Consider the following 25,169-nt stretch of genomic DNA (forward strand, 5'->3'; position numbering starts at 1 on the left):
CTCTCCCCAACCACGGTGGCCGATTGTTATGGATTGCCCCGGCCCGAGACAAAAAGACCCCGCCGGGTGTCGGCGGGGTCAGTTTTCAGGTCAGCTTATTGCTTGAGGCCAAGCTGTTCCAGGTAGGCCAGGTGGCTCTCAACCAGCGCCTTAGCTTCCGGCGTGTCAGCGAATTCAGGCCATGTGGCCTGAGCTGCAGCGCGGAACTTGGCCAGCTCTTCTGGTGCCCACTGCGACAGGGTTACGCCCTGCTCGCGCAGCTGTGCGGCGGCTTCGGCGTTCTTCTTCTCGAACGTCAGAGCCGTGCGCAGCGCCAGCGCTTCCATCGCCACCTTCATGATCTTCTGGTGGTGCGCAGGCATCGCGTCAAACACGGCCTTGTTGCACGCCAGGTGATCCGACGGCATGGAGTGGAAGCCAGGGAAGTTGGCATATTTCACGATGTCATAGAGACCGAGGCCCACGTTGTTCGCGAGGCCCGAGGCATCCGCCCCATCGATGATGCCGGTTTCCAGCGCGGTAAAGATCTCGGTGAAATCCATCACGATGGGCGAGGCACCCAGTTTTTCGAAGATCTTGGTCTCCATGCCGGGGGGGGACCGGAATTTCCAGTCCTTGAAGTCTTCGACCTTGGCGATGGGCTTGGAAGAGGCGAAGCTCTCCTGACCGTAAACCCACCAGCCGATCAGCTCCATGCCGTATTTGTTGTAGAGCGGTGCTGCCGCTTCACGACCGCCACCGAAGTAGAGCCAGCTGAGCTGTTGGTACGGCGTGTCATAGCCGCCCATGATGTCGCCCACGAATTGGAACGCGGAGTTCTTACCGGTCTGGTAGCCGCCGCCTGTCATGTCGCAATCCAGAATACCGGTGGATGCGGCGTCAAACGTCTCGACCGATTTCACAACCGACGACGAATAGAACATCTCAACGACGATCTCGCCGTTGGACATGTCCTGAATGTCTTGCATATATTGTGCGGCGAGCTTGCCGGACACCGTTTCAGGTGCGTAGTGCGTTTGAATGCGCAGATTGCTTGTCTCGGCCGCGGCGGTGAACGCCGTCGATGCCGCGAGGGCTGCAACTGCGGCGACCGAAGCCGCCTTTTTGATGATTTTCATTTTGTCCTCCCAGACGTTGAGCGCACAAATGGGTCGGGTTGAAATATCCCGTTCGTGATTACGCTGCCGAAACGTTAGGCCGATGGTGACTGCTCAAGCAAGAAAATATTTTATTTTTCCCGAATTTCGATATTTTGTTTGATTTTCGAAATTATGCGCGTATCGCTAGAAACACTGTGGGAGATCTGAAATGGCTGCTCAAGACGCCGACATCTTTGATGACATGCGGCACCGCCTGATTACCGGCGAGTTTGGATATGGTAGCAAGCTGCGGGCGGAAAAGCTACGCCAAGATTATAATTGTTCCGCCAGCACAGTGCGGGAAGTGCTGTTCCGCCTGTCGACGGTCGGACTTGTCGACTTTCAGGAGCAGCGCGGATTTAGATCACCTTTTCAGTCAGTTGAGCGTCAGCACGAGCTGACCCACATGCGGATATTGCTCGAAACCGAGGGCGCTTGCCTGTCCATTCGATTGGGCGGCGTCGAGTGGGAATCGCGCTTGTCCGCCGCGCATCACAAGCTCTCTCATATCGAAACCCGCGTGCGATCATCCGGCGATGTGATTCCACTTCTGGGTCTATGGAGCCGGGCGGAGCAGGAATTTCATGAGACCCTCATCGACGCCTGCGGTTCCGGTCTGTTGAAGCGCACGCATAAAGTAATTTACGAACAATTCAGGCAGCAGCTCGTCTCGGCGGAAACAAATTACGGCTATTTCCCGGAAAACATTCGCGAGCATCAGGCGATTCTGGATGCCGCGCTTGAGCGAAATGAGGACCTGATGCGGGTCACCGTGAACGACCATCTGGCGCGCAATCTGATACGGCCCTTACCGCAAAAACATCACACGGACGCTTTGGGTAAATCCTCGGCAATATAGGTCTGGATGATCTCATCAAACGTGGTTTCAGCTTTGAACCCCAGGGCGATGGCGCGGCTCGGGTTGAAATTGCGGGGCCATCCCTCGACGATCTTGATGACTGCTGGATCGGGCGCGACTTTGATCAGATCCACTGCATCCTGACCGGCAATACGCCGCAATGCTTCAATCTGTTCTGCGACAGTACAGCTCAGCCCGGGGAGATTGAGCGCGCGACGCCCTTCTAGCAACTTGGTATCCAAGGTGGCCGCATGCGCCAAAAATCCGGCTGCGGCGCGGGGGGAGGCGTGCCAATGTCGTACGCTGTCCGCGACCGGCAGGATCGCTTCCTGACCGTTTAGGGGTTCGCGGATGATGCCGGAAAAGAAGGAGGATGCCGCCAGGTTTGCTTTCCCGGGCCGGACGCAGATCGTGGGCAACCGCAACGATACCCCGTCGAGGAAACCTTTGCGGCTGAAGTCGGAGAGCATCAATTCGCTGATCGCTTTCTGCGCGCCGTAGCTGGTTTGCGGCGCCGAGAGGAACTCATCGTCGATCTTTTCTGGAAAAGGGCCGCCAAAAACAGCGATGGAGGAGGTGAAAACCAGACGCGGGACATATCCGCCGCCCGATGCATCGTATGCATTACGAAATGCCTCGAGGAGGTGCCACATCGACATCATGTTGACATCCCAGCCTTTGGAAAAATCCGTTTCCGCCTCGCCGGACACGATGGCCGCAAGGTGGAAAACGATGTCCGGTTTGTTGGCGACGAGGTCTTGTGCAACACCATCTGTCGACAGGTTGCCGGTTTTCTGTTTCGGGCCACTGACGCCCTTTGGCGGGAAGGCTACGTCAAAAAGGGTGATGTCCAGATCTGCATGGCCCGGCAGGCCCTTTTCGATCAGACGGGCGGCCAGCTTTTGGCCAACCATGCCCCCGCCACCGATGATGAGAATTTTGGTCATACCGGTAATCCGTTTCGTGCCTTGAGTTCCAGATAGAGCCCGGAATGGTCTTTCTCGCCGCCATCCATCGCGTCAATGAAATGCTGAAACCGGTCTCGGACGCTTTCGGTCGCGGGCAGTTTCAATCCCAATGCTGCCGCTTCATCCAGCGTGTTGTTGAGGTCCTTGACCTGGAACTTGGTCAATCCGCCGGGTTCAAAATTACCCGTGGTCATACGTTCGCCGTGCTGTTGCAAAATCACGCTATCCGCGAAGCCACCCTTCAGCGCCGCGCGCACGGCCGCCGGATTTGCGCCGCCTTGTTCTGCAAGTAGCATCGCCTCGGCAACAGCCGAAATGGTCACCGCAACGATGGTTTGATTGGCGAGCTTGGAGAGCTGTCCGGCGCCAGAGGGTCCGACATGTACCGGTCGCCCCATCGCCTCAAAAACGGAGCGCGCGGCATCGAAGACAGCGGCATCGCCGCCCACCATGATCGCCAGGGATGCGGCTTCCGCCCCTTTGGTGCCGCCCGAGACCGGCGCATCAAGATGCCCAAAGCCCAGACCCTTTAGCAGCTCCGATTGCTGGCGCGCGTGTTCAGGCTTGGCGCTCGACATATCGATCCAGACCGCCCCAGACGATAGCGCCGCCTGAATGTCGCGGTCTTCAATCAACGCCCCCGACGCGAAGCCATCAGACAGCATGGTGATCACGAACTCGGCGCCGCTGACAGCATCCACTTCGCTGGTGGCAATCCGCGCGCCATCCTCGGCCAGGGGTTCGGCCCGCGCGATGGTCCTGTTCCAGACGGTTAGCTGGTGGCCAGCCTTCAGCAAATTTCGAGACATGGGAACCCCCATCAACCCGGTCCCGATCAGCGTAACCTTGCGCGATTGTGTCATTGTCTGCGGTGCCCCATGATTTCTGTTTTCAAAGCAGTAGCCAAAGCCTGGCTCCTGTCATACGCTAACGAAAACGAGCCATTGGACCAGCCCGTCCGGTGGTTTTTTGATGAAGTCAGCGATTTTGATGCACTTCCTTGGTTGGTTCAGCTTGCGGCCAACGGTGAAAGCGGACGCTGGTGAGTGGGGAGAATATTATGTCAGGGCAAAGACTTAAGGGTAAGCGGGCGTTGGTCACGGCCGCCGGTCAGGGGATTGGTCGTGCGAGTGCGCTCGCCCTGGCAAAAGAGGGCGCTGAGGTCTTCGCGACCGACATTAACATGGATGCGCTTTCCACGATTCGGGATGCGAATCACGAAAATATCGAAATTTTCGAGTTAAATGCGTTGGACGATGATAGCGTCAAAGCGGGTGTTGCAGCGGCCCAGCCGGACGTTTTGTTCAATTGCGCGGGCTTCGTGCACCATGGGTCTGTGCTTGATGCGACCGATGAGGAATGGGACTTTGCGATGAACCTGAACATCCGATCGATGGTGCGCACCATCCGCGCCGCGTTGCCGGGCATGCTGGAACGTGGCGGCGGATCGATCATCAACATGTCGTCTGCGTGCTCGTCGGTGATTGGTGCGCCCAATCGGTTTATCTACGGCACAACCAAGGCCGCGGTGATTGGTCTGACGAAATCTGTTGCGGTGGATTACGTCGCCAAAGGCATCAGGTGCAACGCCATTTGCCCGGGCACCGTGGAGAGCCCCAGCTGGCACGACCGTGTCGATGCGCTTGGCGAACAACTTGGCAGCAAAGACGAAGCGATGAAGCAATTCGTGTCACGTCAGCCGATGGGGCGCGTGGCGTCGGCAGAAGAGATCGCAGCGCTTGTGGTGTATCTTGCAAGCGACGAAAGCGGTTTCACCACCGGGCATCCACATATCATTGACGGGGGGTGGTCAGGCCAATGACCAAGAAAATCGACATTAGCGATCTGCGATCACGCAAATGGTTCATGAACCCGGACAATCCGGAGATGACGGCGCTCTATCTGGAGCGCTATCTGAACTACGGGCTCACGCGCGAAGAGCTGCAGTCCGGCAAACCGATCATCGGGATCGCGCAAACGGGCAGTGACCTGTCGCCCTGCAACCGGCACCATCTGGAACTGACCAAACGGGTGCGTGATGGCATCATTGCCGCTGGCGGTACCTGTATCGAGGTGCCTGTGCACCCCATTCAGGAGACCGGCAAACGACCCACGGCGATGCTCGACCGGAACCTTGCCTATCTGTCGCTGGTCGAAACACTCTTTGGCTATCCGCTGGATGGCATTGTCCTGAACATTGGCTGCGACAAGACCACGCCCGCGCTGCTGATGGCGGCGGCGACCGTGAACATTCCGGCGGTGGCGCTGTCGGTCGGTCCGATGCTGAACGGGTGGTTCCGCGGGGAGCGCACCGGGTCTGGCACCATTGTTTGGAAAGCGCGCGAGATGCTGGCGGCGGGTGAAATCGATGACGATGGGTTCATGGAACTGGTGGCCTCGTCTGCGCCCTCCGTTGGGTATTGCAACACGATGGGAACGGCGACGACGATGAATTCGCTGGCCGAAGCGCTGGGCATGCAACTGCCGGGTGCGGCGGCGATCCCCGCACCCTATCGCGAGCGGGGGCAGATCAGCTATGAGACGGGGCGGCGGATCGTTGATATGGTCTGGGAGGATCTGCGGCCCTCCGACATCATGACGCGCGAGGCCTTTGAAAATGCCATCGTGATCAATTCAGCGATTGGTGGATCGACCAATGCGCCAATTCATCTCAACGGCGTTGCCCGGCATCTGAATGTGCCGCTGGACAATGATGACTGGCAGAAGGTTGGCCATCATGTGCCGCTTCTGGTGAACCTGCAGCCGGCGGGCGAATATCTGGGCGAGGATTATCAGCATGCGGGCGGGGTGCCGGCGGTTGTAGGCGAATTGATTGCGGCGGGTCTGTTGCCGCATCCGGATGTGATCACCGCAAACGGTAAAACCATGGCGGAGAATTGTGGCCATCTGCGCAGTGAGGACACCAAAGTGATCCGACCTGTATCCGACCCGCTCAAAGCGCAGGCTGGTTTCATCAATCTGACGGGTAACCTTTTTGACAGCGCGATCATGAAAACCAGTGTGATCAGCAAAGCCTTTCGCGCCAAATACCTGTCCAACCCGGAGGATATGAATGCCTTTGAAGGGCGTGCGGTTGTCTTCGACGGGCCGGAAGATTTTCACCACCGGATCGACGATCCGGCAGAGAACATAGATGAAGACTGCGTGCTCTTCATGCGGGGGGCCGGGCCCAAGGGTTATCCCGGCGGGGCGGAAGTGGTGAACATGCGCCCGCCGTCATACCTGCTGAAGAAGGGCGTAGAGGCACTGCCTTGCATCGGCGACGGTCGTCAATCCGGCACGTCGGGCAGTCCGTCGATCCTGAACGCCTCGCCCGAAGCGGCGGCAGGCGGTGGCCTTGCGTTGCTGCAAAACGGCGACCGGGTGCGCATCGATCTGAACAAATGCACCGCGGATATGCTGGTGCCATTGGACACTTTGGCCGAACGTGCCCGCGCCTTTGAGGCCAATGGCGGCTATGACGCGCCCGAAAGCCAATCGCCCTGGCAACAGTATTTCCGCGAGAAAGTTGGCCGCTTTGATCAAGGCATGATTCTTGAAGATGCCGACAAATACCAAGACATCGCGCGTCGCTTCATGCCGCGCGACAACCACTGACGACGCGCCTGTGGCGCGATACCAACTGACTGCGCGCCTTTGGCGCGACAATTTACTAAAGGAAGATTTATGAAACTGGTACGATACGGTGCTGCGGGCGCTGAAAAACCCGGAATGCTGGATGCAAGTGGTACGCTGCGCGATTTATCGGCGCATGTCACGGATATTGCGGGCGACGTTCTGTCGGACGCGGGGCTGGACAAGCTGCGTGCCATCGATCCTGCGAGCCTGCCAGCGGTGGAGGGAAGCCCGCGCATCGGCGCTTGCGTCGGGAACATCGGCAAGTTCATGTGCATCGGCCTGAACTACAAGGATCACGCGATTGAAACCGGCAACCCGTTCCCGGATCACCCGGTTCTGTTCATGAAGGCCACCTCGGCCGTGGTTGGCCCAAACGATGACGTCTCCATGCCGCGCGGCTCGACCAATACCGATTGGGAGGTCGAATTGGGCGTGGTGATCGGCAAGCCCGCCAAATACGTCAGCAAGGAAAACGCGCTGGATCATGTGGCCGGATATTGTGTGATCAACGACGTGTCGGAGCGGCATTTCCAGAACCACCTGTCGGGCAATTGGACCAAGGGGAAGTCCTGTGACACTTTTGGGCCGACGGGTCCCTGGCTGGTGACGCGGGATGAGGTCGGCGATCCGCAAAACCTGTCGATGAGCCTCGATGTGAACGGCAAGCGCATGCAGACCGGCAACACCGAGACCATGATTTTCACCGTAGCCGAAATCATCGAGCATCTGTCGTCTCTGATGACGTTGCAGCCCGGTGATGTGATCAGCACCGGCACCCCGCCGGGCGTGGGCATGGGCATGAAGCCGCACCCGATTTACCTGAACAAAGGCGATGTGATCGAATTGACCATCGATGGCCTGGGACATCAGCGCCAAACCGTCACGGAGGACGCATAAATGGCTGAACTTTTTCTAATCGGTGGCGCGACGGACATCATGCTGGAGCGGCTGGGCGCCAAATTCACCATCCACAAAGCCAAGGACATGGAAGATCCGCAAGCTTGGCTGGCGGAGCATGGTGCGAGCATCACGCATGTCGCAACCAACGGTCATGACGGTGTAAAACCCGCCTTTATGGAGGCGATGCCGAACCTCAAGGCGATCAGCTGTTATGGGGTTGGCTATGACGCCATCGACACCACTGCGGCAAAGGCCAAAGGGGTGGTTGTGACCCACACACCCAATGTTCTGAACGCCGAGGTTGCGACAACGGCGGTGTTGCTCATGCTGGCCTGTTACCGCGAAGTGTTGCGGGACGATGCCTATGTGCGCTCCGGGCGTTGGGAGGTCGAAGGCAACGCGCCTCTCACGCGCTCGGCGGATGGGCAAACCGTGGGCATTTTGGGTCTGGGCCGCATCGGTCAGGCCATCGCGGACAAACTGGCCCCCTTCGGAACGACCATCGTTTATCATTCGCGCAGCAAGAAAGACGTCGATTACAAATACTATGACAATCTGACGGATATGGCGCGAGAGGTGGACACCCTGATTTGCATCACGCCCGGGGGACCCTCGACCAACAAGATCGTGAACCGTGAGGTCATGGACGCGCTGGGGCCGCAAGGCACGCTGATCAACGTCAGCCGCGGGTCGGTTGTGGATGAAGCAGCGATGATCTCAGCGCTGCAGGACGGGCGTTTGGGGTGGGCCGGTCTGGATGTCTTCGAAGAGGAACCAAAGGTACCCGAAGCGCTGCGTCAGTTGAGCAATGTTGTGCTGTTGCCGCATGTCGGCAGCGGGACACATGAAACGCGGGCGGCAATGGGCGCTTTGACCGTCGACAATCTGCTACAGCATTTGGAGAATGGCACGGTCATCAGTCCGGTGCCTGAATGCGCAGATATGTGACGCGATGACCAGGATTGCCGCCGTCCATGCGCGCCTGTTCAATGTGCCACTGGACGAAGTGCTGGTGGATGCAAAACACGGGCAGCACAGCCATTTCCATCTGATCACCGCGACGGTGACGCTGGAAGATGGTCGTGAGGCAACCGGATACACCTACAATGGTGGTCGCGGGGGCCATGCAACGGCGGCAATGATCAATCATGATCTCGCCCCCTTTCTGGTGGGGCGGGACTGCGAGGACATCGAAGCGCTCTACGACGCGATGCAATGGCATATGCATTACGTCGGGCGCGGCGGGATCGTCAGTTTTGCCATCTCGGCTGTGGACATCGCTTTGTGGGATCTGCGCTGCAAGGCGGCGGGCCAGCCGCTGTGGCAAATGGCGGGCGGCGCGGGCAAAACCTGCAAAGCCTATGGCGGCGGAATCGATCTGGCCTACCCGTTGCCGAAACTCTTGGCGCATGTCCAAGGCTATCTGGATGCCGGGCTGAACGCGGTGAAGATCAAGATCGGCCAACCGACGCAAGAAGAGGACGTCGCGCGCATTCGGGCCGTCCGCAAACAGATCGGCCCGGACGCCGGTTTCATGATCGATGCGAATTATTCGATGACCGTGGCGCAGGCGATATCGCTGGCAAAGGCCGTGAAGGACCAGAATATCATGTGGTTCGAGGAGCCGATCCTGCCCGATCACTACGCGGGATATGCCGAGATCACGCGGGCAACGGGCATGGCGGTCGCGCAGGGTGAGAACCTGCATACCATCCACGAATTCGAGATGGCGATGGCGCAATGCGACCTTGGCTTTGTCCAGCCGGACGCCTCCAATTGTGGTGGCATCACCGGGTGGTTGCAGGTCGCCGACCTCACCCGCAACACCGCGGTGCCGGTCTGCAGTCATGGGATGCAGGAGCTGCACGTCAGTCTGGTCTCTGCGCAACCGCATGGTGGGTGGCTGGAGGTGCACAGTTTCCCGATTGACCGTTACACCAAACGCCCGTTGGTCATCCGGGATCATCACGCAGTCGCACCTGACGATCCCGGAATTGGCGTGACCTTTGATTGGCCCAGCCTCACGCCCTTTGAGGTAAGTCTCTAAGGCGTTGTCCTGAAAATCCGCGCCAAATCAAAACGCCTGAAACCACCGGGTTCAACGCCTTAAGGCAAACGCCCTGTTTTCAGACAAGCCGCGAAACACTATCGGCGCTCAGATGCGCAGAAAGCGCTGGGCGATCTTCGGGATCAGGCTGTCAAAGCGCAGCGGCGCGTCTGCCACGGCCAGGCAAATGCAATCTTCGTGGATGTCCGCGACGGGCGTGTGGTGCATGTCGCTGTCCGCAATTTCCACGTCACCCCGTGCGAAATAATCGTCCTCATCCTGAAATGCGCCCTTCAGCACCATGGTCATTTCCGTGCCTTCGTGACCATGATCCGGCATCGCGGTGCCAGCGGGAATGAACAACAGGCGGGCAGAGGCATCCTTTGATGTTGGCAGGATCGCTTGTTTGACGCCCATACCGATGGGCTTCCAGCGGATCGCTTCCAGATCACCGCCGACATAGTCACGCAACGGCTTTGGCAAGACGGCGCATTGCGAGGAAACATCTTTCGGCGTCGTAACCGGGCCGCCCGCGATCAATGCAAGCGTCGCTCCAAAGCATTCCGGACGCAGGGCAACCGCATCGGCCTCGTGCATCTGCTCAAGGACTTCGCCCCCAAGGGCGTCAAAGCTTTCGGCCTGCGCGCGGCAGGTGTCGCAAAGCGACAGGTGGGATGCGACCATCAGGTTGAAAGCCTCCGGCAGGGTACCGGCAGAATAGGCCATCAACACGGCGTCATTCAGGTGGTGTTTGATTGTCTCGGTCATCTCGATGTTCACTTCATTGCGTGGCGCAAGCGTTCCAGCGCCAATCGTATTCTAGACTTGATCGTGCCAAGTGGCAGACCGGTTTCCGCGGCGATTTCGCTGTGGGTCAGATCCCCGAAATACGCCTTTTCGATCAACTCCCTTTGGGCGGGCGGCAATTTGGCAAGCGCCGCACCCAGAATTTCCGTTTCTTGTTGCAGCGTCAGAACATCCGTCTGATCTGGTTCTTCTTCCGGACCCCAGGTGAGGTCCTCTGGCTCTGGTCTGCGCTGTCGGCGCAGAAGGTCAATTTTTCGGTTCCGCGCAATCGTGAAAATCCACGTTGCGACGGAGGCCCGCGTCGGGTCGAACTGATGTGCCTTGTGCCACAAAGCAGCCATCACATCCTGCGAGCATTCTTCGGCAAGTGACGGGTCCGCACCCGACTTGATTAAAAAACCCTTCACGCGCGGGGCGAAGTGATCGAAAAGCTCAGCGAATGCCTGAGTGTCCTTGTGATCCCTGATACGGTTCACATGCTCCACCCAAAGCAGCCTTGCAGGACTGGTATTCACGCTCACTTGCTCTTGCCTAGCCTTCATCGTCCGTTGCGGGCGCGCAGGAACTGCGCACGTGACCTTCATCACGTTTGTCGTTTGTATCTCGCTTTCAACACCCGCTAACATGAATAAGTTACGCTGCAGCTGCAAAGACGGATCAAAAAAACTTTGTTTCTGCTCTAATGCATCCATTTTATGGCACGCAGCGTATACACCGCATCACGACGCCCAAGATTGGATCCGCATTTTATGCCCTTCGACGCTCTGACAACAGGCACCTTCTCATCCTACCCGCTTCCCAGAAATACTCAAAAAATCGCCGTGATTGGCGGGGGGATTTCGGGCATGGGTGCGGCTTATATGCTGGGCAAAACCCATCAGGTGACGCTTTTTGAATCCGAACCCAAACTGGGCGGTCACGCGCGCACGGTGATGGCGGGCAAGAACGGTAATCAGCCGGTGGACACCGGCTTCATCGTTTTCAATCACGAAAACTACCCCTACATGTCGGCGCTGTTCGATCAGTTGAATGTGCCGACCGTCAAATCGAATATGAGCTTTGGGGCATCCATTGATGGGGGGCGCCTGGAATATGCGCTGACCTCTCTTGATGCGCTTTTTGCACAGCGGCGCAATGCCGTGACCCCGGCATTTCTGGGCATGGTACGGGACATTTTGCGGTTCAACAAAAACGCGGTGAAGGTTGCGGAGGACCGGAGCCTGAGTTTGGGCGCTTTTCTGCAGCGGCTGGGCACCGGTGATTGGTTTCGCGACTATTACATGCTCCCACTTTCCGGGGCGATCTGGTCGACGCCAACAGAGAAAATCATGGATTTTCCGGCCCACGCGATGGTGCAGTTTTTCAAAAACCACGCGCTGCTGGGCGTGCACGGGCAGCATCAATGGCACACGGTTCAGGGTGGGTCGCGGCAATATGTGGACCGGCTTGAAACGGCGTTGCGGGCCGCTGGCACGGAGCTGAGAACGGGTGCTGCGGTACACTCCGTGACGCGTGGTCCGGGCCAGGTCACTGTACGCACCTGGGGCGGCGCGCCGGAGGTCTTTGACCACGTGGTCTTTGCCACGCATTCAGATGATTCCCTGCGCTTGCTGACCGACCCATCCGAGCAGGAAAAAAAGGCATTGGGCGCCATTGCCTATCAACCCAACGACATCGTCTTACACTGCGATACGTCCCTCATGCCCAAAAGGCGCAAGACCTGGGCCAGTTGGGTCTACACCGAAGACAAGGATGCAAAGTCAGATCGCATCGACCTGACCTATTGGATGAACTCGCTGCAGCCGATCCCCAAGGATGACCTGCACTTCGTCACCCTGAACACAAAGCGCAGGATCCGGGAAGAGTTGATCTATGACAGTGTGACCCTGCGGCATCCGGTCTACGATCTGGCAGCGCTGGAGGCGCAAAAGGACGTCCAATCGTTCAACGGCGCGCAAAACACCTGGTTCTGCGGCGCCTGGATGAAAAATGGATTTCATGAGGACGGGTTGAGCAGCGCGGTTGACGTGGTGCGTGCCCTTCGCAGCGTCGAGCAGGAGAGAGTTGCAGCCGAATGAGCCCCCGCGTCGATCATATCGCCGGACAAACCTATCACTGGCGCAAGGGGTCTGTTGAGAATGCGTTTCGCTATTCGGTCGACTACGTTCTGCTGGACGCGGAAGCAGATGTGCAAACCCCCGGGTTGTTTGGCCGCAACAGGCGCGGGCTGACCTCGCTGCACGACGCTGATCACGGCGGTGCCCCGGGGGCGGGGCGCGGCGCTCCCTGGGTGCGCGATGTGCTCGAGCACCATCAGATCACCGGTGTCGATCAGGTTGAACTGCTGGCACAGCCACGCATGCTTGGGCATGTTTTCAATCCGGTCAGTTTCTGGCTCTGTCGGCGTGTTGATGGCGCGTTGATCACCGTCATCGCCGAGGTGAGCAACACATTTGGCGACCGCCACAGCTATCTGTGCCACCATCCCGACCTGCGTCCGATTGCGCCCACCGACACGTTGAAGGCTGCCAAGATTTTCCATGTTTCGCCGTTCCAGCCCGTCGAAGGCGGATACACCTTTCGCTTTGACATCTCGGACACGCGCATCGGCATCTGGATCGACTATGCGCGCGGCGACGGCGGATTGATCGCGACCCTGACGGGCAAACGCCAACCGCTGACAAACCGGGCCATCCTGAATTCTGCGATGCGCCGGCCCCTTGGTGCGCGCCGCGTTTTGGCCTTGATCCACTGGCAGGCCCTCAAGCTGTGGTTCAAAGGTGCCAGCTACCGCGCACGCCCCAATCCGCCGAAAAAAGAGGTCTCGCGGTGACGCAAAATACGGAGCGTCTTCCGGCCTATTCTCTGTTTGCGGCACTCCTGGCTGCTGCCGGGCTGCCGATCTACATTCACGCGCCGAAATTCTACGTCGACGAATATGGCGTCTCGCTGGCCGCACTAGGGGCCGTGCTTTTTGGGCTGCGCTTGTTGGATGTCGTGCAGGACCCGCTTTTGGGCAAACTGTCTGAACGCCTGCGGGACCATCGCAGCACTGCGGTGGCGGTCGGCTGCGCCGTGATCGCGGTGGCCATGTTCGGTCTTTTTGCCATCCCGCCGCTTCTGCCGCCCTTGATCTGGTTCGGAGTGACCCTGACGCTGGTGTTTTCCGCCTTCAGCTTTCTGACCATCAATTTCTACGCGCAGGGGGTCATGAAAGGCACGCAAATGTCTGGCCAGGGCCACCTGCGACTGGCGCGCTGGCGGGAAAGCGGCGCATTGTTGGGGGTCTGTGCGGCGGCTGTTGCCCCGGTGGCACTTGCGGCTTTGTTTTCCGCGCCTTTTGCCGGTTTTGCGTTTGGGTTTTGCATACTGGCGGTCGCCGCAGCGGTGGCGATGCGCAGTGAGTGGAGCACGGTGGGTCTGCCACCCGCAAGTGGGTTCGGGGTGGTGCTCAAAGACCCGCTCGCCCGGCGCCTGCTGCTGATTGCATTGATCAATGCCGCCCCGGTTGCCGTCAGTTCGACCCTGTTCCTGTTCTTTGTCGAAAGCCGGTTGGCCATGCCCGGCTTTGAGGGCCCATTGCTTTTGCTCTTCTTCCTGTCGGCAGCCGTTGCAGCACCATTCTGGAGCAAGCTGGCGGAGCGGATCGGACCCAAAGACGTGCTCATACTGGCAATGATCTTGGCCATTTGCGCCTTTGGGCTTACGTTAACCCTTGGTCCGGGGGATTGGGTGCTCTTTGCTATCATATGCGTGGCCTCGGGTGCGACGCTGGGGGCGGATCTAACCTTGCTGCCCGCCATCTTTGCCAATCGCATGGCGCGCATCTCGCCATCGGCGGCGGAAGGATTTGGCCTGTGGTCATTTGTGTCGAAGCTGACGCTCGCTTTTGCGGCGGTCAGTTTGCTGCCATTGCTCGAGCGTGCGGGGTTTGAAAGCGGTGCCGCGGCCAACAACTCCGCGGAGGCGCTGGGATTGCTCGCGTTTCTCTATGCCGCGGTGCCCTGCGGTCTGAAACTGATAGCCATCGCCCTTCTGGCGATGACCAACCTGAGGGAGGTCTGAACGAATGAATGCTTGGATATACATCGTTCTTGGCGCGGCGCTCGGGCTTCTTGTGGTGTGGGTAGTGAGGCAGTCGATGGGTTTCGTTGCGCAGAAACCCGAGGATTACGAAGATGCGACACCGGAATTTGACGTCCGTCATCATCTGAATGGACCGCTCCTATGCGAAGGCGTCATCTACGGGCCATTCGGACGGGTCAGCAGCCGGTTTGTTGCTGATTTCGAAGGGAACTGGGATGGCACCAACGGGTCGTTGAAGGAACGGTTCGTCTATGACGACGGCAGCACGCAAGACCGCGAGTGGCACCTGACGCTCTCCGAGAATGGCCGCATTCGGGCGACCGCTGGGGATGTCATTGGCGCAGGAATTGGGCAACAGACCGGACCGACGGTGCAATTGAAATACCGGATCAAACTGCCGGAGGCGTCGGGGGGGCATGTGCTCAACACGGTGGACTGGATGTACCTGGCACCTAATGGCACGATCATGAACCGCTCTCAATTCCGAAAGTTCGGGATCAAGGTCGCTGAGCTGGTGGCGACGATGCGGCCGAAGGACGGAGCATGAAAGACTGGACGGCAAAGCGCTATTGGCTGGTCGGGGCGGGTGACGGTCTGGGCGCTGCTCTGGCCAAAAGGCTGAGCCAGGCAGGCGCGCATGTGATCGTATCCGCCCGGTCCGAGGATAAGCTGAAGGCGCTTGTGGAGAGCCTGCCGCATGAGGGATCCTATCAAACCGTCGATGTGTCAGACGATCAAAGCGTCAAGGACGCCGTTGAGGCGATTGGCCCTTTGGACGGTGTGGTGTTCCTGGCGGGTGTTTATTGGCCCTTCGGGGCGCAGGAATGGCATGCGGAGCACGCGACGGCCATGGCGGACATCAATTTCACCGGGCTTGTGCGGGTCATGGGCGCTGTTGTGCCGGGCATGGTGGGGCGCGATGCGGGCCATATCGTGATCACCGGCAGCCTCAGCGGGTTTCGCGGGTTGCCGGGCTCGATCGGATATACCGCGTCCAAGGCGGGGACCATGTCGCTGGCGGAATGCATGTATGCCGATTTGCGCGGCTCCGGCGTGCAGGTTCAGGTGTCAAATCCGGGGTTCATCAAGACCCAGTTGACGGAAAAGAATGACTTCAAGATGCCCTTTATCATGACCCCGGAAGAGGCCGCCGAAGAGATGTTCAAGCAGATGAACACCGACAAGTTCAAGGTCAGCTTTCCTCGGGTGTTTTCCTGGGTCTTCCGTGGCAGCCAGTTCCTTCCCGATTGGCTCTATTACCGCATCTTCTCCTAAAGCCGCGCGATGTGCTGCGCATAGATTGCGGTCGCACGAGACCATACGCTTGCGTCCGGTTTGGACAGCGACGCCAGCACTGGCAAGAGCTGTTCCGCATAGTCCTCGCTGCTTTCCAGCGGCAGCATGGACGGCAGATTGTCGATGGCTGTGACGTCCAAAGCGGGGGTGTCATGCACACGCAGGGCAGGCGTTTCCCAGGTTGTGGTCTGGTCGTAGACCTTGATGGGGGAAAAATCGCTATCCGGGTCGCAGGCGATGTCGGCGATCACGCTGAGCCTGCGATCCCGTGTGCCTGTATCGCCGGGCACAAAGACCGGCGTCCCCGGACGCGCCAGCACGCAGTTGAAGAAAAGCGCATGCGCCAGAACTTCCGGAAAAGGTCCGCCACTGGACGTCTCCGCCATGTCCCATTTGGTGGTTGCGACCCCCATCGCGGTGCACAGATCCGCAACGCCTGAGCCCACACGACCCAATGCGCCGATGATCAAGGCATCGGGCCGGTGGCTGCCCGTGGCGACCAGGTCGGATTGCAGGTCCGCCAGCAGATGGGTGGAGCTTTCATACGCGCTGATCGGCCTAGCGATCCCGCCATGTTGCTGTGCCGCCCAGCATTTCAGGGCCACGGCGGCTCCGGCATATCCGGCCCAATAGCCGAACGCGGCCAGCCTGCGACCATTGTCATCGGTCAGATATTCAAGGTCCAGCAAGGTGCCACCCCCGGCCTTGAACCGACGCAACAAGCGCAGACCGGCGGGCTGGCCCTTGAACGCGTGACCAAACATGATGTGGCGGTGCGGCAGGGGCGTGCCGTGCTCCGGCAATTCCTTTAGGCCAAAGATGATGGCGTCCTTTGGGGCATCGGGCCAGGAGTGACTTGGCACCATCGTGCATCCCGCCTGCTGGTACGCTGCATCAGGGATCACGCGGGTTGGTGACGCTTCGACGCTGACGCGCATGCCCGCGGCCATTAACTCCGCAGCGCCATTGGGGGTTAACCCAACGCGGGTTTCATTATCCCGCTGCTCTGCCCGCAACCAAATATGGACCATGCCTAAAGCATCCCCTGGGCGATGGCTGATTTGACAGAGGCGCGTTCGTTCATGCGCGCCAGATACGCCTGAATTTCAGGGAAGTCGCCAAGGTCGACGCCATCACCAGCCAACCAGGAGCAGATCATGTAAGCATGCGGATCGGCCATTGAAAACGCATCGCCCAGCACATAATCCCCCTGCAGACAGTTTTCGGTGAAATACTGCGCGCTGGCGGTCATAGTCTGTGGCACCTTGGCAGTCATGTCGTCAAAGCTCGACTGCTGATCCGCCCAGCGGTGCCCCCGCATTTTATGTGCATGGTTCACATGCATCGTGGCCGCAAGGTAATACATCACGCTGCGCATCTGCGCCGCCTTGATCGGATCTTCGGGCACCAGCCCGGCCTCGGGCGCCTGGGTTGCGATGTATTCCAGCAGAGCGCCGGTTTCTGTCAGCACGGTTCCGTCAGACACCTGCAATGCGGGGACGCGTCCCTTGGGGTTGATGGCCAGATAGGTTTCGCTGGTTTGCTCGCCGGATTGGAAATCAACCCGGACCGGGTCGTAGGGCAAGCCAGCCTCCTCGAGCGCGATCACAACGGCGATGGAAATCGTGCGCGGAGCATAATAGAGGCGCATGTCAGTGTCCTTTCAAACGTGGGTCTGGGCGTAGTGCCGGTCCGGATCTTCCAGATGGGGAATGGCGTTGAACATCGTGGGCGAGAGCGTGCCGCCAATGGGAAAGAGCCGGTGTTGCGACGTGTTGTAAATCGCCAGTGCCATCTGCGCCATGGCCTGAATATCAAGCCGCAGCACGTGCCGCATCGCCATCGAGATCAACCCGCCCGATGTCACCACGAGGGCGGGGCCATCGCCTGCTGCAATCTCCGTCAGGGCATCCCAGACGCGCGCCTCGAAATCGGCGAAACGTTCCGGCGCGCCTGCTATCTCATCCCTTTGCCATGCCGCAAAAACCTGCGGCAGATGGCTGGTGAAGGCCGCCTGATCATGCGGGAAGGGCACGCCATGTTCCTGCTCCAATGCGCGCGCCAGCGTCAGATATTCCAGCTCGTTCAGGCGCGCGTCTCTGACCGGTTCCAGCTCCGTCTCCATCGCATGCGCGGTTTCAATGTGCCGTTTCAGCGTGCCGGTATAGAGACGTGTATGGTGTTGGTTTTGCGTGCGTAAATGGGCACCCAGCCACGCAGATTGCTGCTGGCCAAGCGCGCTCAGCTTGTCATAGCTGGCTTCGTCCTGGGCACCGGAATTGGCCTGGCCGTGACGGATGAGAGTGATGTGAGACATGGCTGCTTTCGATTGCTTTGCCCCTTAGTAGGCGAGCACCGTGTCGGAGAAAAGGGCGGGCGCATGTCGGATCATCGGTATTTGGTCGCGGCAGTAGATGCGCGACGCTGCTTTCCAATGGGAAACATATCTGGCGGAAATCCGGCGCGATGTGTCGGGATTAGGGTCCTGAGAGTCCCCCGCGCAGCCTATAGTAACGCGAGAATCTGAGGAGACGCACCGGCATGTCTGACAAAATTACCTTCACAATGGACGGTCAAGAAGTTCAGGCCGATGCCGGTATGACCATCTGGGAAGTGGCCAATGGCCGGGGGCTCGTGATCCCGCATCTGTGCCACAAACCGGCCCCTGGTTATCGTCCGGACGGAAATTGCCGTGCCTGCATGGTGGAGATCGAGGGCGAGCGGACACTTGCCGCCTCCTGCATCCGCGAACCCAGCGAAGGCATGGTGGTCACGACCAATTCCGCCCGGGCGGAAGGCGCGCGCAAGATGGTGGTTGAGATGCTGCTGGCCGATCAGCCGGAGCAGGACGTGTCACATGATAAATCAAGCCATCTGTGGGAGATGGCAGCGCTGAATGGTGTGGAGGAGAGCCGCTTTCCCAAACTGGAAGAGGGCCGCATTCCGCTTCTGGATGACAGCCATGTGGCGATGTCGGTGAACCTGGATGCTTGCATTCAGTGTGGGCTCTGCGTGCGGGCCTGCCGTGAGGTGCAGGTCAATGATGTGATCGGCATGTCGGGGCGCGGGCATGACAGCTACCCGACGTTCGATATGGCCGACCCGATGGGCGAGAGCACCTGTGTGGCCTGCGGTGAATGCGTGCAGGCCTGCCCGACGGGAGCCTTGATGCCCGCCACGGTCGTGGATGAAAATCAGGTCGGTGACAGCGCCGATTTCGACGAGGCCGTCGAAAGTATCTGCCCGTTCTGCGGCGTCGGCTGTCAGGTCTCGCTTAAAGTCAAAGACGGCAAGGTGAAATATGTTGACGGGATCAATGGCCCGGCGAATGAGGGGCGGCTCTGCGTCAAGGGTCGCTTCGGGTTTGACTATATCCACCACCCGCACCGGCTGACCAAACCGCTGATCCGCCGTGAAGATGCGCCTGAAAAGGGGCTGAACGTGGACCCCGGCAATTGGCAGACGCATTTCCGTGAAGCCACATGGGACGAGGCGCTGGATTTTGCCGCCGCTGGCATGAAGGGCCGGGGGCGCGAGATCGCTGGTTTCGGCTCCGCCAAATGCACCAACGAAGAAGCCTATCTGTTCCAGAAGATGATCCGCCAGGGCTTTGGCCACAACAATGTCGACCACTGCACGCGGCTCTGCCATGCGTCCTCTGTGGCAGCGCTGATGGAGAATGTGGGGTCGGGCGCTGTGACCGCGACCTTCAACGAGATCGAGAACGCCGATGTCGCGATCGCCATCGGGTGCAATCCGATTGAAAACCATCCCGTAGCCGCGACCTTCTTCAAGCAGTTCACCAAGCGTGGTGGCAAGCTGATTGTCATGGACCCGCGCGGTCAGGCCCTGAAACGCTTCGCCAGCCATATGCTGCAATTCCGCCCCGGCGCCGATGTGTCGATGCTGAACGCGATCATGCACACCATTGTGGAGGAAGGGCTCTACGATCAGCAGTATATCGACGCCTACACTGAGAACTGGGAGGCGGAGAAAGCGCATCTGGCGGATTTCTCGCCCGAAGCCATGGCGCCGATCTGCGGGATCGAGCCAGAGGTGCTGCGCGATGTGGCGCGCACCTTTGCGGGCGCCAAGGCGGCGATGATTTTCTGGGGCATGGGCGTCAGCCAGCACATTCATGGGACGGATAACTCGCGCTGCCTGATCTCCCTGGCCTTGATGACCGGTCAGGTTGGGCGTCCGGGCTCCGGCCTGCACCCGCTGCGGGGTCAGAACAACGTGCAGGGCGCGTCGGATGCGGGGCTCATTCCGATGTTCCTGCCAGACTATCAGCCGGTTACAGATGACGGTGTGCGCTCGGCCTTCACCAAGGTCTGGGGCTCCGCCGATTTCTCCAACGAGCGCGGTTTGACCGTGACGGAGATCATGGACGCCGTGCATGAAGACAAGATCAAGGGCATGTATGTGCTGGGCGAGAATCCGGCGATGTCGGATCCGGATGTGGAGCACGCGCGGGCCGCATTGGCCAAACTCGATCATCTCGTGGTGCAGGATATCTTCATCACTGAGACGGCGAATTACGCTGACGTGATCCTACCGGCGAGTGCCTTTGCCGAAAAATCCGGGACGGTGACCAACACCAACCGGCAGGTGCAAATGGGCCGCCCCGCTGTCCCACCCCCCGGCGATGCGCGCGAGGATTGGTGGATCGAGGTCGAACTGGCCAAGCGGCTGGGCCTTGGGTGGACCTACGGAAGCCCCGCAGATGTGTTTGCCGAGATGAAGCAGAACATGCGTAGCCTTGAAAACATCACCTGGGACCGGCTGGCCGAACAGAACGCGGTCACCTACCCCTCGCTCAGCCCCGAAGATCCGGGCCAGGCAATTGTCTTTGGTGAGGGTTTCCCGCGCCCTGAAGGTCGTGCGCGGTTTACCCCTGCCAGCGTGATCGCGCCAGATGATGTGCCGGACGAAGATTTCCCGATGATCCTGACAACGGGTCGACAGCTGGAGCACTGGCACACCGGGTCGATGACCCGGCGGTCCACCGTGCTGGACGGGCTGGAGCCGGAGGCGAATTGTTCGCTGCATCCCTCTACCCTGCGCAAACTGGGCGTGGTGCCCGGAGAGCATGTGCAGCTGACCACCAAACGCGGCAGCATTTCGATCATGGCGCGCGAAGACCGTGCCGTCGCGCCGGACATGGTGTTTGTGCCCTTTGCCTATGTCGAAGCGGCGGCGAACATTTTGACCAACCCGGCCATCGACCCTTACGGCAAGATCCCCGAGTTCAAGTTCTCCGCGGTACGTGTTGAAAAAGCCGAAGAGGCCGTTGCGGCAGAGTAACTGCTGTCTTCTCATTCTTGAGGCCAGAGCTTAGGCTTTGACGGGTCGATGGAGGTGAATTGCGTGGTTGATCCTGACCGCTTTCTGGCGAATTTGCATAAGCTGCGCAGCTTTGGCGCGTCGGGTGTCGGCAAAGGTGTCGTGCGTCCGGCCTATGGTGAGGCGGATATCGCGGCGCGCAAATGGCTGGCGCAGCAAATGGCAGATGCCGGATTGCGTGTTGAAATTGACCCCATGGGCAATCTTTTCGGTCTGGCCGAGGGCAAGTCGCTGCTGCTGGGTTCCCACAGCGACAGCCAGCCCGAAGGGGGATGGCTTGATGGCGCGCTTGGCGTCATTGCGGCGCTGGAGATTGCGCGCGCGGCACAGGAAACCGGCGGGCCGTCCCTATCGGTGGTCTCTTTTCAGGATGAAGAAGGGCGGTTCGGCGTCACCACGGGCAGCGCGGTCTGGTCTGGTCACCTCAGCCAAAAGGACGCGGATGGGCTGACCGATCATGCCGGTGTTGCGCTGGCAACAGCGCGGTCCCGCATGGCAGAGATGGTGACAGGTCCGGTCGATCCCGCGCAGTTTACCGGGTTTATCGAAATGCACATCGAGCAGGGCCCGACCCTGGATGCAACGGGGGAAAAAATTGGTGTTGTGACTGATATCGTCGGCATCCGCGACATGAAGATCACCTTTGATGGCCAACAAAACCACGCGGGCACCACGCCAATGCATCTGCGCCGCGATGCGTTTCAAGCCGTGTCGGCGTTCAATGCGCTGATGAACGACCGGCTGCAGAACGTGGTCACGCCGCAGACCGTCTGGACCATTGGCCATGTCGGTTTGCACCCGAACGCATCCTCTATCGTGCCGGGCCGGGCGGTGTTTTCGATGCAATGGCGCGATGCCGATGCGGCGCGGCTTGGGCGGATCGAGACCGTGATCAGGACAACCGCGGCGGAAATTGCCGAGGCACGGGGGATGACCCTGTCCTACGGCCCTCTGCTTGGGTTTGAGCCGGTCGCGATGGACGCGCGCCTGCAGGGCGCATTACGTGCCGCATCAGAGCAGATTGTGTCGGGCCAGTGGCGTCAGATGCCATCGGGTGCCTTGCATGACGCGACAAATGTGTCGGCGCTGATGCCCGTTGCAATGCTCTTTGTGCCGTCCATCAACGGGATCAGCCATGCGTTTGAGGAAGACACCGACGAGGCCGATTTGGTCTGTGGCCTGAGGGTGTTGGCGCAGGCGGTGGCCGATCTGTCGTAAGGCGCGCCGCAGGCCTCATTGCCAGACGACATCCCCCAGAAAAATGTAACCAGCGCCGTAGATTGTCTTGATCAGCTGCGGGTTTTTCGGGTCTTCGCGCAGCTTGGTGCGCAGCCGCGAAATGCGCACGTCCATGGCACGGTCAAAGCTCTCACTGGCTGCCCCGCCCAGATGATCCTGCATCTGGGCCCGGCTGATCAACCGCTTGGGGTTTTCCAGAAACAGGCGCAGCACTTCGCCCTCGGCGTGGGAAAAGGGGATCTGCTGACCTGCGTCATCTTCCAGGACATATTGATCAAAGTGCACTGTCCATCCGGCGAAATCCGCGACCAGACCTGTTGTCTGTGTGGGCTTGGAGGTGCGCAACCGTGCGCGGACGCGGGCGACCACCTCTGCGGGATCAAACGGTTTGATGATGTAGTCATCGGCACCCAACTCCAGCCCGGTGACCTTGTCCTGCACCAGCGCCCGCCCGGAGATGATGATCACGATCGCCCCTTGCTCCAGCGCCAGCTTGTGTACCAGCGTCAAACCATCCGTATCGGGCAGCGAAAGATCCACCAGACAGACATCCGGCGTCTGTTGCGCCAGCGCGGCGGTAAAGGCCTGCGCGCGGCCAAAACTCATTGTGCGAAAACCCGCGTCCTGCAGGGCATCCTCCAGCATCGTGCGGATGGCCGGTTCGTCATCAAGGATTGTCACCAAGGGGGTAGTCATTCGGCGGATACCTGTGCAGGGGTCTCGGCAAACAGTGCTGCAATGTCGTCTGGTGTGAAGGGTTTGCGCAAGACGGGTGCCGCCTTTTGGGCGGCCTGATAAAGCGGGTTATCGACGGGCAGCGAGGTCATCAGCACAATTGGCACGGCACCGTCCACCCTGTGCGCCAGGTCGATGCCGGTGGCCTCACCGGTCAACTGCACGTCAGAGAGAACGAAAGTGATGTCCGGAATATCTGCCATCAGCGCGCTGGCCTCATCCGCGCCCACGGCTTCGATCACCGCATGCCCCAGATCGGTCAGCATCTCGCGATAGAGCGCGCGCAGGTCGTCGCGGTCCTCAACCAGCAGCACCAGCCCTTTGACGGCTTTCACCGCTGGCCGGTAGGGCAATCGCAGGACAACCCGCGCGCCATCCCCCCTGTTTTCCAGCCGCAGATCACCGCCCGCCAGTTTTGTCATATCGTAGACCATCGGCAGGCCCAAACCCGATCCTTCTGCCCCTTTGGTGGTGAAAAACGGATCGAACCCGCGTGTCAGGGCGGCCTCGGAAAACCCCGGCCCGGTATCGGAAATCTGCCATTCGATCCAGGTGTCATGCACAAGGCCGACCGTGACGGAAATGTCGCCCGACGCGCCGCAGGCGTCGCGGGCGTTCAGGATCAGGTTGAGCAGACTGTCGGTCGCCATGCCTGCGTCGAGCAGGACGGGCGTCACCGGTGCTGCGTTATCAATGGTGAGCCGCACGTCCTTCGGCAGGGTGGGGGCGGCCAGCGTATAGAGATCCTGCATCAGCGTGTGCAAATCGGTGACTTCCGGCCTGAGCGCCCGCTGTGCGGTCATCCCGGCGATACTGCTCAGCAAAGTGCCACCGCGCCGCGCCGCCGCGAGGGTTCCCTCGGCAAGGTCGGTGGCCTGGGCGGGCAGGTCCTGCAACCGCAGCAGTTTGGATTGCAGGCCCAGAATAATCGTGAGCAGGTTGGAAAAATCATGGGTCAGACCGGAGGTCATCTGCGCCGCCAGCGCGCGTCTGCGGGTTTGTTGCAGTGCCACGCGGGCCTGCATTTCGGTCGTGACGTCCATGGACAGGATGTAGACGCCACCGCGGGTGTCGGGCGTGAAGGCCGCCCGAATGCGCCGGGCGCTCGCATCATCGGTAAATTCAAAGACCGATGGCTGCCCGCTGTATGCCGTCTCAAGGTGGCTGGCGATCCGGTCATAGGCGGAGGATCCCAAAGCATCGCGGATGTGCATCCCGTGGATATCCGAGGGGCGGTCCGGGATCACCGTGCTGAGCTGCCGGTTCGAATAGGTGTACCTGCCGCTAGCATCCACATGCGCGATATGGGCGGGCATCATCTCCGTGGTCAGTCGGGTGCGCGCTTCGATCTCGGTCAATTCGCGCTTGGCCTCTTCCAGCGCTGCGTTCATCGCAGAGAGCGCCCGGTTGGTGGTGGAAAGCTCTTCGGCGTAGCTGTTCAATTGATCAGACAGTTCTTCGGAACGGCCCTGCAACAGCGCCTCTTGCTGTTTGGTGCGGGTAATATCGGTATAGACCGTGACCCATCCGCCCTGCGGCAGCGGCGCGCCTTCGACACTGATGATCCGCCCGTTTGACCGGGTGCGTTCCATGTAATGCACTTCAAAGGCGCGCGCCTGTTCCACCCGTTCCGCGACAAAGGTCTCAACGTCCGTGACATCGCCATATTCGCCGCGCAGCGCCAGATGTCGGATCGTGTCCTCAAACGTGGCTCCCGGCGTGACCAGCGCATCCGGCAGATCGAACATCCGCTGAAAGGGGACATTGCATACGACCAGCCGCAGATCTGAGTCGTAGATCGTCAGCGATTGCGCAATCAGGTTGAGGCCCGCCGCTGTCAGCTCCTGTGTCCGGTTTTGGGAAATGGTCAAAGGCTGCTCCAAACGATGTCCTGTGCTGACCAGCACACGCCAATGCTATCATGGAAAGTGGGAAGGAAAATCAGCTTTGTCGTGGGTGCCGTGACGAGATGCGTCTGTAACAATTCGTTAGGATTGAGAAAACATGACGAAAAAGTTGACCTCAAGGGTAAAAGGAACATTGTTATTTGTACGACAGCCAAAAGGGCTGCGCTTGTCTGGAAAAAGGGCAAGGTCTGGGAGGACAAC

Annotated in this window: 23 protein-coding genes; 13 read left to right on the plus strand and 10 right to left on the minus strand. The window is 59.7% G+C overall.

Annotation, left to right across the window (positions count from 1 at the left end; translation table 11 throughout):
- Positions 1–95 precede the first annotated feature (95 nt).
- Positions 96–1,118 carry a TRAP transporter substrate-binding protein gene (locus tag Q1A20_RS06290; RefSeq protein ID WP_298968384.1) on the minus strand — a complete coding sequence of 341 codons (1,023 nt, stop codon included), beginning with the start codon at positions 1,116–1,118 and terminating at the stop codon, positions 96–98.
- A 190-nt stretch (positions 1,119–1,308) separates the two neighbouring features.
- On the opposite strand from Q1A20_RS06290, the gene Q1A20_RS06295 reads away from it, so the two are divergent.
- A complete protein-coding gene (locus tag Q1A20_RS06295; protein ID WP_298968382.1) occupies positions 1,309–1,998 on the plus strand; it encodes a GntR family transcriptional regulator in 690 nt (229 codons plus the stop codon).
- Here Q1A20_RS06295 and denD read toward each other — a convergent pair.
- A complete protein-coding gene (denD, locus tag Q1A20_RS06300; RefSeq protein ID WP_299400845.1) occupies positions 1,962–2,945 on the minus strand; it encodes a D-erythronate dehydrogenase in 984 nt (327 codons plus the stop codon). The two genes, Q1A20_RS06295 and denD, sit on opposite strands and share 37 nt — an antisense overlap.
- A complete protein-coding gene (locus Q1A20_RS06305; RefSeq protein ID WP_299916409.1) occupies positions 2,942–3,829 on the minus strand; it encodes an NAD(P)-dependent oxidoreductase in 888 nt (295 codons plus the stop codon). The genes denD and Q1A20_RS06305 overlap by 4 nt, the downstream gene beginning before the upstream one ends.
- 197 nt (positions 3,830–4,026) lie before the next feature.
- Here Q1A20_RS06305 and Q1A20_RS06310 point away from each other — a divergent pair, with 197 nt between their 5' ends.
- The 5 genes from Q1A20_RS06310 to Q1A20_RS06330 all read left to right on the plus strand — a co-directional run bounded on the left by Q1A20_RS06310 (position 4,027) and on the right by Q1A20_RS06330 (position 9,552).
- Positions 4,027–4,788 (plus strand): SDR family oxidoreductase, encoded by a 762-nt coding sequence (locus Q1A20_RS06310; RefSeq protein ID WP_299400842.1) that lies wholly within the window; start codon positions 4,027–4,029, stop codon positions 4,786–4,788.
- On the plus strand, positions 4,785–6,584 hold the full coding sequence (locus Q1A20_RS06315) for an IlvD/Edd family dehydratase (protein ID WP_299400840.1): 1,800 nt from the start codon (positions 4,785–4,787) through the stop codon (positions 6,582–6,584). Before Q1A20_RS06310 ends, Q1A20_RS06315 begins: the two co-directional genes overlap by 4 nt.
- Positions 6,585–6,653: 69 nt before the next feature.
- Positions 6,654–7,502 (plus strand): fumarylacetoacetate hydrolase family protein, encoded by an 849-nt coding sequence (locus Q1A20_RS06320; RefSeq protein WP_299400838.1) that lies wholly within the window; start codon positions 6,654–6,656, stop codon positions 7,500–7,502.
- Complete coding sequence (locus Q1A20_RS06325; protein ID WP_299916411.1) at positions 7,503–8,453, plus strand: 2-hydroxyacid dehydrogenase; 951 nt, start codon at positions 7,503–7,505, stop codon at positions 8,451–8,453. It abuts the gene before it with no gap.
- Positions 8,410–9,552, plus strand: coding sequence for a mandelate racemase/muconate lactonizing enzyme family protein (locus tag Q1A20_RS06330; RefSeq protein WP_367180872.1), 1,143 nt, complete (start codon positions 8,410–8,412; stop codon positions 9,550–9,552). The genes Q1A20_RS06325 and Q1A20_RS06330 overlap by 44 nt, the downstream gene beginning before the upstream one ends.
- Positions 9,553–9,660: 108 nt before the next feature.
- On the opposite strand, the gene Q1A20_RS06335 is transcribed toward Q1A20_RS06330, so the two are convergent.
- Together Q1A20_RS06335 and Q1A20_RS06340 are read right to left on the minus strand one after the other, a co-directional pair.
- A complete protein-coding gene (locus Q1A20_RS06335) occupies positions 9,661–10,320 on the minus strand; it encodes a ChrR family anti-sigma-E factor (protein ID WP_299916413.1) in 660 nt (219 codons plus the stop codon).
- An 8-nt stretch (positions 10,321–10,328) separates the two neighbouring features.
- Positions 10,329–10,901, minus strand: a complete 573-nt coding sequence (locus Q1A20_RS06340; protein WP_298968366.1) for a sigma-70 family RNA polymerase sigma factor — start codon at positions 10,899–10,901, stop codon at positions 10,329–10,331.
- 207 nt (positions 10,902–11,108) lie between these two features.
- Here Q1A20_RS06340 and Q1A20_RS06345 point away from each other — a divergent pair, with 207 nt between their 5' ends.
- Genes Q1A20_RS06345 through Q1A20_RS06365 form a run of 5 tightly spaced genes read left to right on the plus strand, consistent with a single transcriptional unit; the run spans position 11,109 to position 15,720 of the window.
- Entirely contained in the window at positions 11,109–12,437 is a 1,329-nt protein-coding gene (locus tag Q1A20_RS06345) for an FAD-dependent oxidoreductase (RefSeq protein WP_299916415.1), read from the plus strand.
- On the plus strand, positions 12,434–13,192 hold the full coding sequence (locus tag Q1A20_RS06350) for a DUF1365 domain-containing protein (RefSeq protein ID WP_299916417.1): 759 nt from the start codon (positions 12,434–12,436) through the stop codon (positions 13,190–13,192). The genes Q1A20_RS06345 and Q1A20_RS06350 overlap by 4 nt, the downstream gene beginning before the upstream one ends.
- On the plus strand, positions 13,189–14,424 hold the full coding sequence (locus Q1A20_RS06355) for an MFS transporter (RefSeq protein ID WP_299916419.1): 1,236 nt from the start codon (positions 13,189–13,191) through the stop codon (positions 14,422–14,424). Before Q1A20_RS06350 ends, Q1A20_RS06355 begins: the two co-directional genes overlap by 4 nt.
- A 4-nt stretch (positions 14,425–14,428) precedes the next feature.
- Positions 14,429–14,992, plus strand: a complete 564-nt coding sequence (locus Q1A20_RS06360; RefSeq protein ID WP_299500945.1) for a DUF3833 domain-containing protein — start codon at positions 14,429–14,431, stop codon at positions 14,990–14,992.
- Positions 14,989–15,720 (plus strand): SDR family oxidoreductase, encoded by a 732-nt coding sequence (locus tag Q1A20_RS06365; RefSeq protein ID WP_299916422.1) that lies wholly within the window; start codon positions 14,989–14,991, stop codon positions 15,718–15,720. The genes Q1A20_RS06360 and Q1A20_RS06365 overlap by 4 nt, the downstream gene beginning before the upstream one ends.
- Here Q1A20_RS06365 and Q1A20_RS06370 read toward each other — a convergent pair.
- The 3 genes from Q1A20_RS06370 to Q1A20_RS06380 are packed head-to-tail and all read right to left on the minus strand — an operon-like array spanning position 15,717 to position 18,058.
- Entirely contained in the window at positions 15,717–16,772 is a 1,056-nt protein-coding gene (locus tag Q1A20_RS06370) for a saccharopine dehydrogenase (protein ID WP_299400814.1), read from the minus strand. The two genes, Q1A20_RS06365 and Q1A20_RS06370, sit on opposite strands and share 4 nt — an antisense overlap.
- A 2-nt stretch (positions 16,773–16,774) precedes the next feature.
- On the minus strand, positions 16,775–17,392 hold the full coding sequence (locus tag Q1A20_RS06375) for a glutathione S-transferase family protein (RefSeq protein ID WP_299400812.1): 618 nt from the start codon (positions 17,390–17,392) through the stop codon (positions 16,775–16,777).
- Between the two features lie 12 nt (positions 17,393–17,404).
- Entirely contained in the window at positions 17,405–18,058 is a 654-nt protein-coding gene (locus tag Q1A20_RS06380; protein ID WP_299400810.1) for a histidine phosphatase family protein, read from the minus strand.
- 224 nt (positions 18,059–18,282) lie between these two features.
- Between Q1A20_RS06380 and fdhF the strand changes: the two genes are divergently transcribed.
- Both fdhF and Q1A20_RS06390 read left to right on the plus strand, forming a co-directional pair.
- Complete coding sequence (gene fdhF, locus Q1A20_RS06385; RefSeq protein WP_299400808.1) at positions 18,283–21,048, plus strand: formate dehydrogenase subunit alpha; 2,766 nt, start codon at positions 18,283–18,285, stop codon at positions 21,046–21,048.
- Between the two features lie 48 nt (positions 21,049–21,096).
- Positions 21,097–22,305: a Zn-dependent hydrolase gene (locus Q1A20_RS06390; RefSeq protein ID WP_299916424.1), complete on the plus strand. Its 1,209-nt coding sequence runs from the start codon at positions 21,097–21,099 to the stop codon at positions 22,303–22,305.
- 15 nt (positions 22,306–22,320) lie between these two features.
- Here Q1A20_RS06390 and Q1A20_RS06395 read toward each other — a convergent pair whose 3' ends face one another.
- Together Q1A20_RS06395 and Q1A20_RS06400 are read right to left on the minus strand one after the other, a co-directional pair.
- Positions 22,321–23,022, minus strand: coding sequence for a response regulator transcription factor (locus Q1A20_RS06395; protein ID WP_299400804.1), 702 nt, complete (start codon positions 23,020–23,022; stop codon positions 22,321–22,323).
- Positions 23,019–24,932: a PAS-domain containing protein gene (locus Q1A20_RS06400; RefSeq protein WP_299916427.1), complete on the minus strand. Its 1,914-nt coding sequence runs from the start codon at positions 24,930–24,932 to the stop codon at positions 23,019–23,021. Before Q1A20_RS06400 ends, Q1A20_RS06395 begins: the two co-directional genes overlap by 4 nt.
- Between the last annotated feature and the right edge of the window lie 237 nt (positions 24,933–25,169).

This window comes from uncultured Roseobacter sp. (genome assembly GCF_947501835.1).
Lineage (GTDB): Bacteria > Pseudomonadota > Alphaproteobacteria > Rhodobacterales > Rhodobacteraceae > Roseobacter.

Coding starts and splice junctions, on each gene's coding strand:
- Q1A20_RS06290 (WP_298968384.1), bottom strand. CDS start 1,118: ATGAAAATCATCAAAAAGGCGGCTTCGGTCGCCGCAGTTGCAGCCCTC.
- Q1A20_RS06295 (WP_298968382.1), top strand. CDS start 1,309: ATGGCTGCTCAAGACGCCGACATCTTTGATGACATGCGGCACCGCCTG.
- denD (WP_299400845.1), bottom strand. CDS start 2,945: ATGACCAAAATTCTCATCATCGGTGGCGGGGGCATGGTTGGCCAAAAG.
- Q1A20_RS06305 (WP_299916409.1), bottom strand. CDS start 3,829: ATGACACAATCGCGCAAGGTTACGCTGATCGGGACCGGGTTGATGGGG.
- Q1A20_RS06310 (WP_299400842.1), top strand. CDS start 4,027: ATGTCAGGGCAAAGACTTAAGGGTAAGCGGGCGTTGGTCACGGCCGCC.
- Q1A20_RS06315 (WP_299400840.1), top strand. CDS start 4,785: ATGACCAAGAAAATCGACATTAGCGATCTGCGATCACGCAAATGGTTC.
- Q1A20_RS06320 (WP_299400838.1), top strand. CDS start 6,654: ATGAAACTGGTACGATACGGTGCTGCGGGCGCTGAAAAACCCGGAATG.
- Q1A20_RS06325 (WP_299916411.1), top strand. CDS start 7,503: ATGGCTGAACTTTTTCTAATCGGTGGCGCGACGGACATCATGCTGGAG.
- Q1A20_RS06330 (WP_367180872.1), top strand. CDS start 8,410: ATGGCACGGTCATCAGTCCGGTGCCTGAATGCGCAGATATGTGACGCG.
- Q1A20_RS06335 (WP_299916413.1), bottom strand. CDS start 10,320: ATGACCGAGACAATCAAACACCACCTGAATGACGCCGTGTTGATGGCC.
- Q1A20_RS06340 (WP_298968366.1), bottom strand. CDS start 10,901: ATGAAGGCTAGGCAAGAGCAAGTGAGCGTGAATACCAGTCCTGCAAGG.
- Q1A20_RS06345 (WP_299916415.1), top strand. CDS start 11,109: ATGCCCTTCGACGCTCTGACAACAGGCACCTTCTCATCCTACCCGCTT.
- Q1A20_RS06350 (WP_299916417.1), top strand. CDS start 12,434: ATGAGCCCCCGCGTCGATCATATCGCCGGACAAACCTATCACTGGCGC.
- Q1A20_RS06360 (WP_299500945.1), top strand. CDS start 14,429: ATGAATGCTTGGATATACATCGTTCTTGGCGCGGCGCTCGGGCTTCTT.
- Q1A20_RS06365 (WP_299916422.1), top strand. CDS start 14,989: ATGAAAGACTGGACGGCAAAGCGCTATTGGCTGGTCGGGGCGGGTGAC.
- Q1A20_RS06370 (WP_299400814.1), bottom strand. CDS start 16,772: ATGGTCCATATTTGGTTGCGGGCAGAGCAGCGGGATAATGAAACCCGC.
- Q1A20_RS06375 (WP_299400812.1), bottom strand. CDS start 17,392: ATGCGCCTCTATTATGCTCCGCGCACGATTTCCATCGCCGTTGTGATC.
- Q1A20_RS06380 (WP_299400810.1), bottom strand. CDS start 18,058: ATGTCTCACATCACTCTCATCCGTCACGGCCAGGCCAATTCCGGTGCC.
- fdhF (WP_299400808.1), top strand. CDS start 18,283: ATGTCTGACAAAATTACCTTCACAATGGACGGTCAAGAAGTTCAGGCC.
- Q1A20_RS06390 (WP_299916424.1), top strand. CDS start 21,097: ATGGAGGTGAATTGCGTGGTTGATCCTGACCGCTTTCTGGCGAATTTG.
- Q1A20_RS06395 (WP_299400804.1), bottom strand. CDS start 23,022: ATGACTACCCCCTTGGTGACAATCCTTGATGACGAACCGGCCATCCGC.